Here is a 14,398-nt window from a genome sequence, read left to right as displayed (position 1 = left end):
CATGGGTGCGGAATCCGTCCCTCGCAGAGAGGTGGTCACCGGACGGCCGCGCCCTTGCGCCGGTACGACCGCCCCGCGCCCGGACCCCTCGCCGCACTCGGAGGAACGGCTACGGCGATTGATGCGCCATCAGTTGCGGGCCGCCCTCGCCGCGATGGCCCTTCTCGCTCTCCTGCTCGGCCTGCTTCCCGTGCTCCTGCGCGTCCTGCCGTTCGCCGACGCCGCACCCCGCGTCCCCCTCGCCGTCTGGCTCCTCCTGGGCGTGGCGCCGTACCCCGCCCTGCTGGCCATCGGCGCCTGGTACGTCCGCCGCGCCGAGCGCAACGAGACCGCCCCGGCCGCCGCCGCTCCCGCGGAACACCCCTGACCATGCGTCGACTTCCCGCCGGGACCGGCCGGTGAACCAGACGTACGGCATCGTGGGCGTGACCGCGGTGATCCTCGCCACGGTCCTCGTCGGCGCGCTCGGCCTGCGCATCTCCCGTACCACCTCCGACTTCTACGTCGCCTCGCGCACCGTCGCCCCCCGCCTGAACGCCTGCGCGGTCAGCGGCGAGTACCTGTCAGCCGCCTCGTTCCTCGGCGTCGCCGGACTCGTCCTCGCCCAGGGCGTCGACATGCTGTGGTTCCCCATCGGCTACACCGCCGGGTTCCTGGTCCTGCTGGCCTTCGTCGCCGCCCCGCTGCGCCGCTCCGGCGCCTACACCCTGCCCGACTTCGCCGAGGCCCGGCTGGAGTCCCGGGCGGTGCGCCGGATCGCCGGTGTGCTGGTCGTCGGCATCGGCTGGCTGTATCTGCTGCCCCAACTGCGCGGCGCCGGTCTCACCCTGCGGCTGCTCACGGGAGCGCCCGGCTGGCTCGGCGGTCTGGTCGTCGCCGCCGTGGTGACCGCGGCCGTCGCCGCGGGCGGGATGCGCAGCATCACCTTCGTCCAGGCCTTCCAGTACTGGCTGAAACTCACCGCCCTGCTGGTGCCCGTGGTGTTCCTGCTGCTCGCCTGGCACGGCGATCACGCCCCGGCACCCGCCTGGGACGACCGGCCCGTCTTCCACCGCTCCACCGAGGTGCGCGTCGACCGGCCACTCACCCTCACCGTGCGCGAGCCGGTCCGGGTGACCGCGTCCGGCACCGTCGACGGCCGTGCGCCGCGCGGGGCTTCGCTGCGGCTCGGCGAGGGCCGGCACCGGATCGGCGCGGGGACCGCCCTGCGCTTCCCGGCCGGCGCCCGCGTCCCCCTGCCGGACCGGGCCGCCGACCGTGCCGCGCCCTCCAGTTGGGCCGAGCCGCTGTCCTCGGACCGCGAACAGCACGGCCTGTACGCGACCTACGGGCTGATCCTCGCCACCTTCCTCGGCACCATGGGCCTGCCGCACGTCGTCGTCCGCTTCTACACCAACCCCGACGGCCGCGCCGCCCGCCGCACCACCGTCAGCGTGCTCGCCCTGCTCGGCGGGTTCTATCTCCTCATCCCCGTGTACGGCATGCTCGGCCGCCTGTACGCCCCCGATCTGCTCCTGACCGGCGACACCGACGCCGCGGTCCTCGTCCTGCCGCAGCGGCTGCTCGGCGGGGTCGGCGGAGACCTGCTCGGCGCCCTCGTCGCCGGGGGCGCCTGCGCGGCGTTCCTCTCCACGGCGTCCGGGCTCACCATGTCCGTCGCGGGCGTCCTCGCCCAGGACGTGCTGCCCACGCTCGGCGTCCGCCACTTCCGCCTCGCCACGCTGCCCGCGATCGCGGTGCCGACCGCCGCCGCGGCGATGGTGAGCGATCTGCCCGTGGCGGACGCGGTCGGACTCGCCTTCGCCGTCTCCGCTTCCTCCTTCTGCCCGCTGCTCGTCCTCGGCATCTGGTGGCGCGGCCTGACCCCGCCGGGCGCGATCGCCGGGCTCGTCCTCGGCGGCGGCTCGGCGTTCACCGCGGTGACGGCCACCATCTTCGGCCGCGCCCGCTCCGGCTGGCCGCACACCCTGCTGGCGTGGCCCGCGGTGTGGTCCGTCCCCGTGGGCTTCGCCACCATGGTCCTGATCTCCCTGGCCACCCGCAGCCGCGTCCCACCCGGCACCGCCTCGACCATGGCCCGCCTCCACCTCCCCGAACCCCCGGCCCCCTCCCGCCCCGAACCGGCGACGACCTGACCGAGGAGCCGTTGTGCAGACCAGCGACAGAGACCAGGACGCCATGGGGCGCACCGGCCGTCCCGCAGTGCGAGTCGGGCGTTCCGGCAGGTGCGCGGCGCTCGGCGGCGCCCTCCGGCACTCCACCACCCACCCCGCCGCCCTGAACCCCCGTCGCCCATGACCGTCCTCGGCACCGCGGCGCTCGCTCTCGCCGCGTTCGCGCTGTTCGTGCTCGGTGCCGCCCTCGGGCACGGGGCGGCGCGCCGGCAGCAGGAGCACTCGCCCGACAGCGAGGGGGCGTCGCGCGCCCTGGCCCACGTCCTGCACACCGCCGCGCTCGCCGCGGCCCCCCTGCGCGCCGGGCTCACCCCGGACACGGCTCGAAAGACGGTCCGCAGACTGCGCGCCCTGCTCGGCACCCCCGCCCTCGCCCTCACAGACGACACCGGCGTGCTCGCCTGGGACGGCGCCGCCGAACACCACCGGGCGGAGGTGACGGCGCAGCTCGCCCACCCGTCCCGCGCCCGGACCTTCCCGCTGCCCTGCGACGACACCGGCTGCCCCGTCCGCTGGGGCGCCCTGGTGCCGCTCCCCGCCGACGGCGGCACCCCCGGCGCCCTCGTCCTGCTCGCCGCCGGCGAGTCCACCGCTCTCGTCCGCGCCGGCGAGGAAGCGGTCCGCCGGCTCTCCCTCGAACTCGAACTCGCCGGGCTCGACCGGGCCCGCACCAGCGCCCACGAGGCCGAGGTCCGGGCCCTGCGCGCCCAGATCTCCCCGCACTTCATCTACAACTCCCTCGCGAGCATCGCCTCCTTCGTCCGCACCGACCCCGAGCGCGCCCGGGAACTCCTGCAGGAATTCGCCGACTTCACCCGCTACTCCTTCCGCCGCGGCGGCGACTTCACCACCCTCGCCGAGGAGTTGCGCTCCATCGAGCAGTACCTGGAACTCGCCCGTGCCCGCTTCGGCCGCCGACTCACGGTCACCCTGCGCATCGCCCCCGAGGTGCTGCCCGTGACACTGCCCTTCCTCTGCCTGCAGCCGCTCGTCGAGAACGCCCTCAAACACGGTCTGGAGGGGTCCGTGGAGCGCATCGGCGTCACGATCATCGCCGAGGACGAGGGCACCGAGGCCCGGGTCGTCATCGAGGACGACGGCATCGGCATGGAACCGGAACGCCTGCGCGCCATCCTGCGCGGCACGGCAGGACCCGCCGCCGGCATCGGCCTGAACAACGTCGACCGGCGGCTGCGCCAGGTCTACGGCGACGACCACGGCCTCGTCATCGAGACCGGCCTCGGAGCGGGCACGAAGATCACCCTCCGCGTCCCGAAATTCCGCCCCGGCATCCAGGCCCGGCCCGCACAGCCCGAGGCTGAAGGAGGGTTCACGGCCTAGGCGTCCCGGCGGCGGTCCCGTCTCTCAGGGAGCTGCTGGAAGCCGGCTGACTTGTAGGTGGCGACGGCGCCGGCATTGGCGCTCGGGGTGCAGACGACCGCGCTCGACGAGCCCAGCTCCCGGAGTGCGGCGGCCGCCGCGACACAGATCGCCCGGCCGTAGCCGTGACCGCGGTGCTCCCCGTCCACGCCCATCGGCTCGAGCAACCCGGGCCTGCCCGGGCCGGCCGACCACACCGTCACCGCCGCCACCGCGTTGCCCAGATCGTCGTACGCGACCAGACACCGGGCGTCGGCGTACGGCAATGCGGCCGCCATCGCGTGCCAGCGCTGGTCCGTGAACGTCGACCTGTCGAACGCGGCCCGGTGTACGGCGGTCCGCGCGTGGACCTGTTCCGGTCCGACCACCGCGATCCGCACGCCCGGATCGGGCACCGGCGCCGTGAGATCGCGGCGCAGCGGCGTCCACGGCTCGTCCCCGTCCCAGCCGTCCTCGAACAGCAGATCCTGGACCAGTGCGCCCGTGGGCGCCTCGACGTACACCCTCCCGGCCGGCAGTACGCCGCGCTCCGGCTCGGTCACGTCCTCGACCAGCCGCTGCGCCAGCTCCTCGTCCCGCTGGGCGTCCGGTGCCGTCGTCAGCCGCAGCAGATCGCGACCGTCCAGCAGCCCGATGGCGAGAATCCGTCCGTCCCGGCGCCAGGTCCGGACCGCCGCGGCCGTCGCCTCCGCGCCGAACCGCCAGAACCAGCCCAGATCGCCCGGATGCAGTTGCATCGGCGCCTCGTCGTACTGCCACTCCCGCAGCACACCCACAGCTTCGCTCAGCCCATCGACTCCCGGCATGCCCAGCACGATCGCCATACGCCCGATCCCACACCAAGGCGCCGACAGTCCGCACCCGGTTTTCGGCCGGGGCGGTCGGGATGTGCTCAGCCGTCGGCGCGGACCAAGACGGGCTTGAGGCGTTTCTCGGGCACGGCCTCGGGGAGTTGCTCCGATCGAAGACGTGGGAGACGACACGGGCGGGGTCCACGCGGCCGGAGCCCATCCGGTCGCCGGACCCGCGCCCTTCTGGCCTGTGGCGCGGCGTCGTCGTCGACAGCGAGTTCCGGGCCGGCTGCCCCGTGCCGGCCGTGTCCGTCGACGAACCGCCGGCCGAGGAGATCCCGCCGGCCCGGGTCGCCGCCGGAGTGTTCGAGGACTGGCAGCGGCTGCTGACCGAGGCGCTCGCGGCGCACGGCGCCGATCCCGGCTGCCGGGCGCCCGTTCTCGCTTCCGTCGTCGTGGCGTCCGTCGAGGGCGCCATCGTCAGGTGCCGCGCCCAGCGCAGCATGCTGCCCCTCGACCGGGTCGCCCGGAAAGTCGAAACGCTGCTCACCGACGCGGTCACTCGCACGGCCTGACGGCTCGGGGCCGCGCATGGACGCACAGCCCCGACCCAGGGGCACGGCAACGGCACCCGACCGGCAGGCCGGGCGCCGCCACCGCTCATGTCAGGCCGGCACGGGGGCCGTTCGGCCGAGATGCCGGGCGAAGAACCGGACCGCGCTGGCGGCCTCGAACCGGGGCAGCTCCTTGTGTCTGCCCGCGTTGGCGTGCAGGGTCTTCTCCGTCGAGGCGAAGGCGTCGAACAGCGCCAGACTGGCCTCGCGCGGGATGTGTTCGTCGTCCCACTGCATGTCGTACTCGATCGGGACGGTGATCTGCTTGGCCTTCTCCGCCAGGACGTCGGGCCAGTGCTGACCGAAGACCGCGGCGGTGATCCTGGGTTCGACCGCCACCAGCGGCACGCCGATGGCGGTGCCCATGTTGATGCCGAAGTAGCCGACCGGCCCGTCGGCGCCGATTTCCGGAAGCTCCTGGAGGGCGTCCAGGGTCGCCTGCCACTCGGGCACGGCGAGCTCCGCCAGGTGGGCGTTGTAGCGGACGACGATCGGGCCCTCCGGCTCGCCCGCCGCCCTCGCCCGGAACAGCTCGGCGATCTCCTGCTCGTCATGTGCCGTGCGCGGCCGGTCGCCGTGACCGGGCGCGTCGATGACCGCGACATGGAAGCCGCAGCCGTTCACCAGGAGTTGGGCACGACCGGCCATTGCCGGATGCTTCTTGTGGTTGCCGCCGCCATGGCCCATCAGGACCAGGGGCGCACGGTCCGCGCCGGAGGCGGGGGACCAGAGGACACCGGGGACCTCGCCCACGGTGAAGTCGCGTTCGATCATGCCGTTGACGGACGACTCGGCGATGAACTTCAAAGATGTCATGGCATGTTGCCTTTCGGGAGTGCCTGGTGTCGAGGCGCTCCCGGCGACACCTACGTCGATCGCCCGACCGTGACGACGAGGGGGAGCACCCACACGAATACAGCCTTCATGGGTCTCACCTCCTCGGCCTTGATCACGGGCAACCGCAAGCTACCAGACCGATGATCAGCCCGCCCAACCTTTTTCCCGCCACGTGCGTGGCGCGCGGACACACCTGGTGGAGAGGAAGATCACTTGGCGGGGAGGCGGTCTTGGCCATGCGCGCGTGGCGCGGTACGGTCGGTCCGATATCGACGACGGCGAAACGGAAGCCGGTGGGAATCCGGCACGGTCGCGCCACTGTATGCGGGACCCGCGAGGGGCTCGTGAGTCAGACCCGTGGTCGTCGTCCTGTGCACCACCGAGATGGGACGCGAACTCCCAGAGGAGGTCCTGCCATGGCGCAGACCGTCGCCCAGCCGACAGCCACCACCCCCGTCGTTCCCGCCAAGCTGCCGCTGAAGGCGATTGCTCCCTGGGCGGTCTTCTTCGGCATCCTCATGCTGGTCCTGCTCTACTTCGTCGGCGCCGAGCAGGGCGCCACCTCCGTGTTCAACGGCACGGACGTCCACGAGTGGGTGCACGACGCCCGCCACCTGCTGGGCTTCCCCTGCCACTGACGCGACGAACACCGCGCGCCCATGAACTCCGCAACCGTACGGAACCTTCTCGTGCGGGGCATGCTCGCCGGCCTCGCGGCCGGCGTGCTCGCCCTGGTCGTGGCCTACGTGCTCGGTGAGCCGAACGTCGACACGGCGATCAGCTTCGAGCAGGCCCACTCCCACGAGCACGAGATGGAGACCGTCTCCCGCTCCCTGCAGTCGACCGCCGGCCTCGCCACCGGTGTCCTCGTCTACGGGGTCGCCTTCGGCGGCATCGCCGCGCTCGCCTTCAGCTTCGCCCTCGGCCGCGTGGGGCGCTTCGGCCCGCGCGCCACGGCACTGCTGCTGTCGGGCTGCGCGCTGCTCGCCGTGTACGTCGTGCCGTTCCTGAAGTACCCGGCCAACCCGCCGTCGGTCGGCAACCCTGACACCATCGGCAAGCGGACCACCCTGTACTTCCTGATGATGCTGCTCGGTGTCCTGCTCGCGGTCGCCGCCACCCTCCTGGGCAAAAGGCTCGCGCCGCGCCTGGGCACCTGGTGGGCCACGGTGGCCGCGGTGGTCGCGTTCACCGTCGTGATCGGCCTGGCGTACCAGTTCCTGCCCGTCGTCAACGAGGTGCCCAAGGGCTTCCCGGCCACCCTGCTGTGGCGCTTCCGGCTCTCGGCACTGGCGATCCAGACCGCCCTGTGGGCCGGATTCGGCCTGGTCTTCGGTGAGTTGGCCGAACGGCTGCTGAACCCCAAGCCGGCGACGGCCGCGAAGCGGCGAGCGGTTCCGGCCGCGCACTGACTCCTCGCGTACGACAGAGGGGCCCGGCGGAACCGTCCGCCGGGCCCTTGCCGTCCCTCCTGCCTAGTCAGCCTCCGGCGTCGGCGTGCCAAGCGGACACCCCAGACGCAGATTCCACCGCCCGGCCCGGCCGCTGAGTTCGGTCAGGGTCAGCGGCAGCACGTCGAGGCGCCAGAAGAGCGCTGCGGGCAGGTCCAGTGCGTCGACGACCGCCGCCCGCACCACCTCCGGCTCGACCACGGCGAGCGTACGACCCGTCAGGTCCTGTGCGCCGGCCAGCCACCGCGCGACCCGCCGGCACAGATCCCGCACGGACTCACCCCCGTGCGGTGCGCACTCGGGATCGGAGAGCCAGCGGCCCACCGCCTCCGGCTCGGCGGCCCCCACCTCTTCCAGGGTGCGCCCGCGCCAGCGGCCCACGTCGAGACCCGCCAACTCCGGTTCCGGCACGCCGTCGAGGCCCAGTGCCGCGGCCGTCTCCCGGCAGCGCACGCCGGGGGAGGCGAGGACACGGGCCGCGGAGGGCAGGGCTGCGGCCGCCGAGCGGGCACGTGCCGCTGCGCTGCAGTCGATCGAGCCGCCGTCGTCGAAGCGGGCCTGCCGCAGTGACGCGCTCATGGCGGGGGACAGGAGAAGAACTCGGCTGGTCACGTGGTTCAGAGGTACCAGCATGGGCGAACGACGCACAAGATCCGGCTGATGAGCGGATCAACCGGGGATGTGTGGCGCACCGCGCGGACTGGCGATCATGGGGCGTTCGGTTCCCCCGGAAGAACAGGTGGCGGCACGTGATATTTCCCGTTCCCTCCATCGACCGGCGCCGGCTGCTCGGCCGCGTCCTTCCCGCCGCGGTCGCGACCCTGCTCACCGGGACGACCGGCATCCGAACGGACTGGCGAACAGCTCGGGCGTCGTGGGCCGGCACTACATGCGCCACAACAACCTCGCGCTGATGGCCGTTTCGAAGGAACCCAACGACACCCAGTTCCAGAAGACCCTCGCCCTGCACGACTGGTACCTGGGCGCGGACGACTGGGACTATCCGCTCGGCGGGATCCAGATGCTCGGCAAGTCGGACGCCGAGCAGATCCACGGCGAGGCGCCCCGCTGGGCCGGATCGGTGGTACCGGACATGCAGTTCGAGGTCCTGGCCCATCACGCCGTCGACTTCTGGCTGTGCGGAGAGGACCTGCCGCAGCCGGACAACCGGGTGACCCTGGAAGGCGACGGCCGGATCCGGCTCACGCTGGACGAGGGGAACAACATCGCCGGCCTGACGCGCCTGCGGCACAAACTGCAGCACATCCTCGGCCATCTGGGCATGCATGAGCACCGACTGCTGTCCCGCAGCATCTACCTGCACAAGGGCATGCCGATCGGCGCCACCGCACACCAGGCAGGCACCGTGCGTTTCGGCACCGACCCGGCGTCCTCGGCCCTGGACGTCCACTGCAAGGCCCATGACCTGGACAATCTCTACGTCGTCGACACGAGCTTCTTCCCGAGCATCGGCGCGGTCAATCCGTCCCTGACGGCCATCGCGAACGCCCTTCGCGTGGGCGACCACTTGCTGGAGCGGCTGGGCTGACCCGCCACGGCGCAGGGAGCCGACCGGGCGAAGATGCTCAGCCGGGCAGCGCAAGACGGTCCACGCCGGGATGCCGCCGCCCCTGCGCGGTGCTTCGGTGATGCCTGGACCTCCGGGCGACGGACCCGGCGGACATGGGCACGCAGTGGAGGAGCAGGACATCGTGAGTTCCACCGAGGGCGCACCCCAGGGCGTGGTCCCCGCCCACCTGCTGCGGGGACAGAAGGCACTGGTGACCGGCGCGAACTCCGGAATCGGCAGGGCGACGGCCATCGCCCTGGGCCGGGCGGGTGCCGATGTCGTGGTGAACTACGTGGCCGGCCGGGAGGACGCCGAGAAGGTGGTCGAGGAGATCACCGGCTTCGGGGTCCGCGCGGCCGCCTACGAGGCGGACGTGTCAGACGAGCAGCAGGTCGTCGCCATGATGGACCGCATGGTCCGGGAGTTCGGCACGATCGACATCCTGGTCGCCAACGCCGGACTGCAGCGGGACGCGCCGGTCACGGAGATGACCCTCGCCCAGTGGCAGAAGGTCCTGGACGTCAACCTCACCGGGCAGTTCCTCTGTGCCCGCGAGGCGACCAAGGAGTTCCTGCGCCGCGGGGTGGTCCCCGAAGTGTCGAGTGCCGCCGGGAAGATCATCTGCATGAGCTCGGTCCACCAGATCATCCCCTGGAGCGGTCACGTCAACTACGCGTCGTCCAAGGGCGGCGTGCAGATGATGATGGCGACCCTGGCCCAGGAACTCGCCCCGAAACGGATCCGGGTCAACGCGGTCGCGCCCGGAGCCATCAAGACCCCCATCAACCGCAGCGCCTGGGAGACCCCCGAGGCGCAACAGGACCTCATGCGGCTGATCCCCTACAGGCGGATCGGCGACCCCGAGGACATCGCCCACGCCGTCGTCGGCCTCGCGTCCGACCTGATGGACTACGTCGTCGGCACCACCCTGTACGTCGACGGCGGGATGACGCTCTTCCCGGGCTTCGCCACCGGCGGCTGACCCACCACCCGTGTCGGCCTCCGGAGACAGCTCATATGCACACGGTCCTGCTGCTGGCGGACGCGCCGGCGCAAACGCTGCCGGCCCGATCGATGATGGCCTTCACCCTGGCCTCGCACATCGTCCTGGTACCCCTCGGCGTGGCGCTGCCACTGATCACACTCATCACCCATGGCTACGGTCTGCGCCGTGACGACGCCACCGCCCTGCTGCTGGCACGCCGGTGGTCGGCCGTCATGGCGGTCCAGTTCGCGATCGGTGTCGTCACCGGCACCGTGCTGTCCTTCGAGTTCGGGCTGCTGTGGCCGGGCATGATGGGCCGGTGGGGCGATGTCTTCGGCATCGGGTTCGGCGTCGAGGCCTGGGCGTTCTTCCTGGAGGCCGTGCTCCTCGCCATCTACCTCCACGGCTGGCGGAGGCTTCCCTCCCGGACCCACTTCCTGCTCGGACTCCCCCTGCCCCTCGTGGCCCTGCTCGGCGCCTTCGGCATCCTGGCCGCCAACTCGTGGATGAACACCCCGCGGGGCTTCACCCTCGACGCCGCCGGCGACCCGGTCGACGTGAGGATCTGGAAGGCGGTCTTCACCCCCATGTTCGGCCCGCAGTACTGGCACTTCGTCATGGCGATGTTCATGACGGCGGGCTATGTCGTGGCCGGTGTCTACGCCGTCGGATGGCTGCGCGGCCGCCGGGACCGCTACCACCGGCTGGGTTTCACGATCCCCTTCACGCTCGCCGCCGTGTGCACACCCGCGCAGTTCGTGCTCGGCGACTCCATCGCCCGGCAGGTCTTCCACAAGCAGCCGGTGAAGTTCGCCGCCATGGAGATCGTCTGGAAGACCGACACACACCAGCCGGAGTACCTCTTCGGCCGGCTGCATCCGGACGGCAGCATCTCCGGCGGCATCCGGATCCCGCAGCTCGACTCCATCCTCGCCGGATTCCACGCGTACACCAAGGTCACCGGACTGACCTCGGTGTCCGCCCATGACCGGCCGACGGCCACTCAGGCCACCATCGCCCACTGGGCCTTCGACATCATGGCCGGGATCGGCTCCCTGCTGGTGCTGCTCGCCCTCTGGTACGCGGCGATGTGGCTGCTGCGCCGCCGGATGCCCGCGAGCCCCTGGTTCTTCCGGGGCGCGGCCGTGGCCGGCCTCGCCTCCGTCGTCGCCGTCGAGTGCGGCTGGATCACCACCGAGGTGGGCCGCCAGCCGTGGATCGTGTACCAGAACATGCGGGTCGCCGAAGCGGTGACGGCCACGCGCTCCACCAGTCTGTGGATCATGTTCGGTCTGGTCGTGCTCGTGTACGTCTTCGTCTTCGGGTCGTTCCTCGCGGTGCTGCTGAAGATGCGCGCCCGCTGGCGGCTCGCCGACCCGCCGGGCGGACCGCGGCCGCCCGAGGAGACACCGGAGACGGACACGCCGTACGGGCCGCGCCCCGCCGGGAGCCGACTGTGATCGCCGGAGCCGTCGCCGTTGTCCTGCTGCTCGCGATCGCCGCCTACGCCTGCGGCGGAGGAACGGACTACGGAGCCGGCTTCTGGGACCTGACCGCGGGCGGAGCGGAGCGCGGCAAGCGCCCGCGCCGGCTGATCGACCACGCGATGGAGCCCGTCTGGGAGGTCAACAACGTCTGGCTGATCTTCGCACTGGTCATCATGTGGACGGGATTCCCCGTCCTCTTCCAGCGGGTGTTCACCACGATGTGGCTGCCCCTGGCGCTGGCTGCCGTCGGCATCGTGCTGCGCGGCGCCGGCTTCGCCCTGCGCAAGCCCGTCCGACGGCTGGCCGGCCGGCGCCTGTACGGCGCGGTCTTCGCCGTCGCCTCACTGCTGACGCCGTTCTTCCTCGGCGCCGCGGCCGGGGGAGTGGCCTCGGGCCGGGTGACCGCCACGACGACGGCGTCGACCGACGCCTGGGCCAATCCGACGTCCCTGCTGTTCGGTCTGCTCGCCATCGCGGCCACGGCGACGCTCGGCGCGGTCTTCCTCGCCGCGGACGCCCGCCGCTACGCAGCGGAGGACCTGGACCGGTACTTCCGCGGGCGGGCCCTCGCCGCCCTCGGCGCCGTTTCGGTGCTCGCCGTCATCACCCTGTTCGTCACCCACGGCGACGCGCCGCACGTGTGGCACGGGCTCACCCACGGCGTGGGGCTCTTCTTCGTCGCCGCGGCCGTGCTGGCTACGCTCGCCACCGTGTGGTCGCTGACCCGTCCCTCCGCGGCGTGGTCCCGGGTCACGGCGGTCGGCGTGGTCGCGTCGGCCGTCATCGCCTGGGGCATGGCGCAGCGCCCCTACCTCGTCCCGACCTCGCTGACCGTCGCCGAGGGCGCGGGCGCGCACACCACACTGCGCTGGCTCGCGGTCGTCACCCTCGTCGCCATCGTGCTCGTCATCCCCGCGGTCGCCCTGCTGTACTGGCTGGACACCCAGGGCGAACTGGAGGGCCTCACCGACGCCGACCTGTGCGGCGACGCCGCCATCGACGAGGTCTGACCCGCTGCCGGGCCGGCCCGCACGCCCGCCGCGCACGGTGAGAGCCCGGTGAGCGCCGACGACATCGGAGGGCTGAACCCCGGTGTGCACTACCGCCGGTCGAGCGCCTCATTCAGGGTGAGGGCCGAGTCGATGAGAGCCAGATGCGTGAACGCCTGTGGGAAATTGCCCAGCTGACGACCCGTCAGGTCGATCTCCTCGGAGTACAGGCCCAGATGGTTGGCGTACCCCATCATCTTCTCGAACACCAGCCTCGCCCGGTCGGTCCGCCCCGCGCGCGCCAGGGCGTCGACGTACATGAACGTGCACAGCGAGAAGGTGCCCTCGGAGCCGCGCAGGCCGTCCGGCGAGGCGTCGGGGTTGTAGCGGTAGACCAGGCTGTCACTGACCAGTTCCCGTTCCATGGCGTCCAGGGTCGACGCCCACATCGGATCCTCCGGCGTGAGGAAGCCGACCGTCGCCATGCGCAGCAGCGCGGAGTCCAGGACCTCACTGCCGTAGTGCTGGACGAAGGCCTGCCGTTCCTCGCTCCATCCCTTCGCCATGACCTGCTCGTAGATGGCGTCCCGCTCGCTGCGCCAGCGCCCGGACGCCGACGGCCACCCCTTCGACTCGGCCAGTCGCAGGGCCCGGTCGAACGCCACCCACGACATGACACGGCCGTAGGTGAAGTCCTGGCGACCGCCGCGGGTCTCCCAGATGCCCTCCTCCGCCTGGTCCCAGTGATCGGCCAGCCAGTCCAGGTCCGCCCGCATCGAGGTCCACCCCCCGTGCCCGACCTGGAAGCCGTGCCGGTGCGCGAAGTAGATGCTGTCCAGGGCCTCGCCGTAGATGTCCAACTGGAGCTGCGTCGCGGCGCCGTTGCCGATCCGCACCGGCGCGGAACGCGCATAGCCCTCCCAGTGGTCGAGGATCTGCTCGTTCAGGTCGGAGGAGCCGTCGACCTTGTACATGATGTTGAGCGGACCCGTGGTCCCCTCGCTGCCGACCCGCTCCTTGACCCGGTCGCTCAGCCAGATGATGAACGCCCGGGCCTCGTCCGTGAAGCCCAGTCCCAGCAGGGCGTACACGGAGAAGGAGGCGTCACGGATCCAGGTGAAGCGGTAGTCCCAGTTGCGTTCGCCGCCCAGTTGCTCCGGCAGGGCCGCCGTCGGGGCGGCCACCACGGCGCCACTGGGGGCGAACGTCATGAGCTTCAGCGTGATCGCGGAACGCTCCACCACCTCCCGCCAGCGCCCGGTGTACCGCGACTGCGCCAGCCAGGAGCGCCAGAACGCCACTGTCTCGTCGAAGAGCCGCTGGTGTTCGTCACGGCGTACCTCCGCGGGCGGCCCCTCGGCGCCCATCTCCAGAACCAGCCCGCGCAGATCGCCGGCCCGCAGGTTCAGCGAGAGGTGCAGGTCGGCGTCCCGGTCCGTGAGCACGTCCACGAGCCGCTCGTCGTCCGGTTCGCGGATCGGGTGCACAGTGAGTTCCGTGCCGTCCGCCGCGGCGAAGACCGCTCCGTGCGGGGTGAGGTGCAGCGCGTGGGGCATGCGCCCGTAGTCGAACCGCGGGGCGATCTCCACCTCGAACGTCATGCTGCCGCGCACACAGCGGACCAGGCGGGACCAGCCGGTGCCGGGCGGTGACCGTCGTACCGGTCACGGGCATGAAGTCGAGCACCTCACCGGCGCCCGCCTCAGTCATGAACCGGGTCACCAGGACCGCCGTGTCGGGGAGGTACAACTGCCTGGTCGCATGGGTCAGATGCGCCGGCCGTACCGTGCAGTGCCCACCCTTCTCCTTGTCCAGGAGCGCCCCGAACACACTCGGCGAGTCGAAACGCGGGGAGCAGAACCAGTCGACCACTCCCGCGGTGGTCACCAGTGCCGCGGTCTGCAGATCTCCGATCAGGCCGTGGTTCTCGATCAGCGGGTAGTCGTCCATCGAGGCGCCCCTTTCGGTGTGCGTCTCACCCGGATGGGCCCACTCGATCAGCGTAAGCCGGGGGTCCCGCTCCGGCCACGGGGCCGGTACGAGGCCCCGGCTACGGCCCGGGTGCTGCGGACGGTCGTCCTCCTCACCGTGCGACTCCGTAGCATCTGGCGGATAGTGAG

General features: G+C 71.8%; 12 protein-coding genes, 2 pseudogenes and 1 riboswitch. Of the genes and pseudogenes, 10 read left to right on the top strand and 4 right to left on the bottom strand.

Going from position 1 to position 14,398, the window contains the following annotated elements:
- The first annotated feature begins 1 nt into the window (after position 1).
- The 3 genes from ACFYOH_RS18165 to ACFYOH_RS18155 all read left to right on the top strand — a co-directional run bounded on the left by ACFYOH_RS18165 (position 2) and on the right by ACFYOH_RS18155 (position 3,515).
- Positions 2-367, top strand: a complete 366-nt coding sequence (locus ACFYOH_RS18165) for a hypothetical protein (RefSeq protein WP_388626667.1) — start codon at positions 2-4, stop codon at positions 365-367.
- 31 nt (positions 368-398) lie between these two features.
- A complete protein-coding gene (locus ACFYOH_RS18160; protein ID WP_388626665.1) occupies positions 399-2,135 on the top strand; it encodes a cation acetate symporter in 1,737 nt (578 codons plus the stop codon).
- Positions 2,136-2,294: 159 nt separating this feature from the next.
- Complete coding sequence (locus tag ACFYOH_RS18155; RefSeq protein WP_388626663.1) at positions 2,295-3,515, top strand: sensor histidine kinase; 1,221 nt, start codon at positions 2,295-2,297, stop codon at positions 3,513-3,515.
- Here ACFYOH_RS18155 and ACFYOH_RS18150 read toward each other — a convergent pair.
- Positions 3,512-4,378: a GNAT family N-acetyltransferase gene (locus ACFYOH_RS18150; protein WP_388626661.1), complete on the bottom strand. Its 867-nt coding sequence runs from the start codon at positions 4,376-4,378 to the stop codon at positions 3,512-3,514. The two genes, ACFYOH_RS18155 and ACFYOH_RS18150, sit on opposite strands and share 4 nt — an antisense overlap.
- Positions 4,379-4,650: 272 nt before the next feature.
- Here ACFYOH_RS18150 and ACFYOH_RS18145 point away from each other — a divergent pair, with 272 nt between their 5' ends.
- Positions 4,651-4,920: a hypothetical protein gene (locus ACFYOH_RS18145; RefSeq protein ID WP_388626659.1), complete on the top strand. Its 270-nt coding sequence runs from the start codon at positions 4,651-4,653 to the stop codon at positions 4,918-4,920.
- 90 nt (positions 4,921-5,010) lie between these two features.
- Here ACFYOH_RS18145 and ACFYOH_RS18140 read toward each other — a convergent pair whose 3' ends face one another.
- A complete protein-coding gene (locus ACFYOH_RS18140; RefSeq protein WP_388626658.1) occupies positions 5,011-5,775 on the bottom strand; it encodes an alpha/beta hydrolase in 765 nt (254 codons plus the stop codon).
- A gap of 263 nt (positions 5,776-6,038) precedes the next feature.
- A riboswitch (cobalamin riboswitch) is annotated at positions 6,039-6,177 on the top strand.
- 35 nt (positions 6,178-6,212) lie between these two features.
- On the opposite strand from ACFYOH_RS18140, the gene ACFYOH_RS18135 reads away from it, so the two are divergent.
- Complete coding sequence (locus ACFYOH_RS18135; RefSeq protein WP_191875862.1) at positions 6,213-6,434, top strand: CbtB-domain containing protein; 222 nt, start codon at positions 6,213-6,215, stop codon at positions 6,432-6,434.
- A gap of 21 nt (positions 6,435-6,455) precedes the next feature.
- Positions 6,456-7,208 (top strand): CbtA family protein, encoded by a 753-nt coding sequence (locus ACFYOH_RS18130; protein WP_388626655.1) that lies wholly within the window; start codon positions 6,456-6,458, stop codon positions 7,206-7,208.
- Between the two features lie 63 nt (positions 7,209-7,271).
- On the opposite strand, the gene ACFYOH_RS18125 is transcribed toward ACFYOH_RS18130, so the two are convergent.
- Entirely contained in the window at positions 7,272-7,859 is a 588-nt protein-coding gene (locus ACFYOH_RS18125) for a histidine phosphatase family protein (protein WP_388627183.1), read from the bottom strand.
- A gap of 220 nt (positions 7,860-8,079) precedes the next feature.
- On the opposite strand from ACFYOH_RS18125, the pseudogene ACFYOH_RS18120 reads away from it, so the two are divergent.
- The 4 genes and pseudogenes from ACFYOH_RS18120 to ACFYOH_RS18105 form a co-directional block, all read left to right on the top strand.
- Positions 8,080-8,796: pseudogene (locus ACFYOH_RS18120) on the top strand (GMC oxidoreductase); the annotation flags it as partial.
- 163 nt (positions 8,797-8,959) lie between these two features.
- On the top strand, positions 8,960-9,799 hold the full coding sequence (locus ACFYOH_RS18115; RefSeq protein WP_388626654.1) for an SDR family oxidoreductase: 840 nt from the start codon (positions 8,960-8,962) through the stop codon (positions 9,797-9,799).
- Positions 9,800-9,834: 35 nt separating this feature from the next.
- Positions 9,835-11,262, top strand: a complete 1,428-nt coding sequence (locus ACFYOH_RS18110) for a cytochrome ubiquinol oxidase subunit I (protein ID WP_388626653.1) — start codon at positions 9,835-9,837, stop codon at positions 11,260-11,262.
- On the top strand, positions 11,259-12,299 hold the full coding sequence (locus ACFYOH_RS18105; protein ID WP_388626651.1) for a cytochrome d ubiquinol oxidase subunit II: 1,041 nt from the start codon (positions 11,259-11,261) through the stop codon (positions 12,297-12,299). The genes ACFYOH_RS18110 and ACFYOH_RS18105 overlap by 4 nt, the downstream gene beginning before the upstream one ends.
- Before the next feature lie 89 nt (positions 12,300-12,388).
- On the opposite strand, the pseudogene ACFYOH_RS18100 reads toward ACFYOH_RS18105, so the two are convergent.
- A pseudogene (locus tag ACFYOH_RS18100) lies at positions 12,389-14,228 on the bottom strand (glycoside hydrolase family 15 protein).
- Positions 14,229-14,398 lie beyond the last annotated feature (170 nt).

This window comes from Streptomyces sp. NPDC007856, from assembly GCF_042868225.1.
Lineage (GTDB): Bacteria > Actinomycetota > Actinomycetes > Streptomycetales > Streptomycetaceae > Streptomyces.
This window is presented reverse-complemented; position numbering and strand designations above follow the sequence as displayed.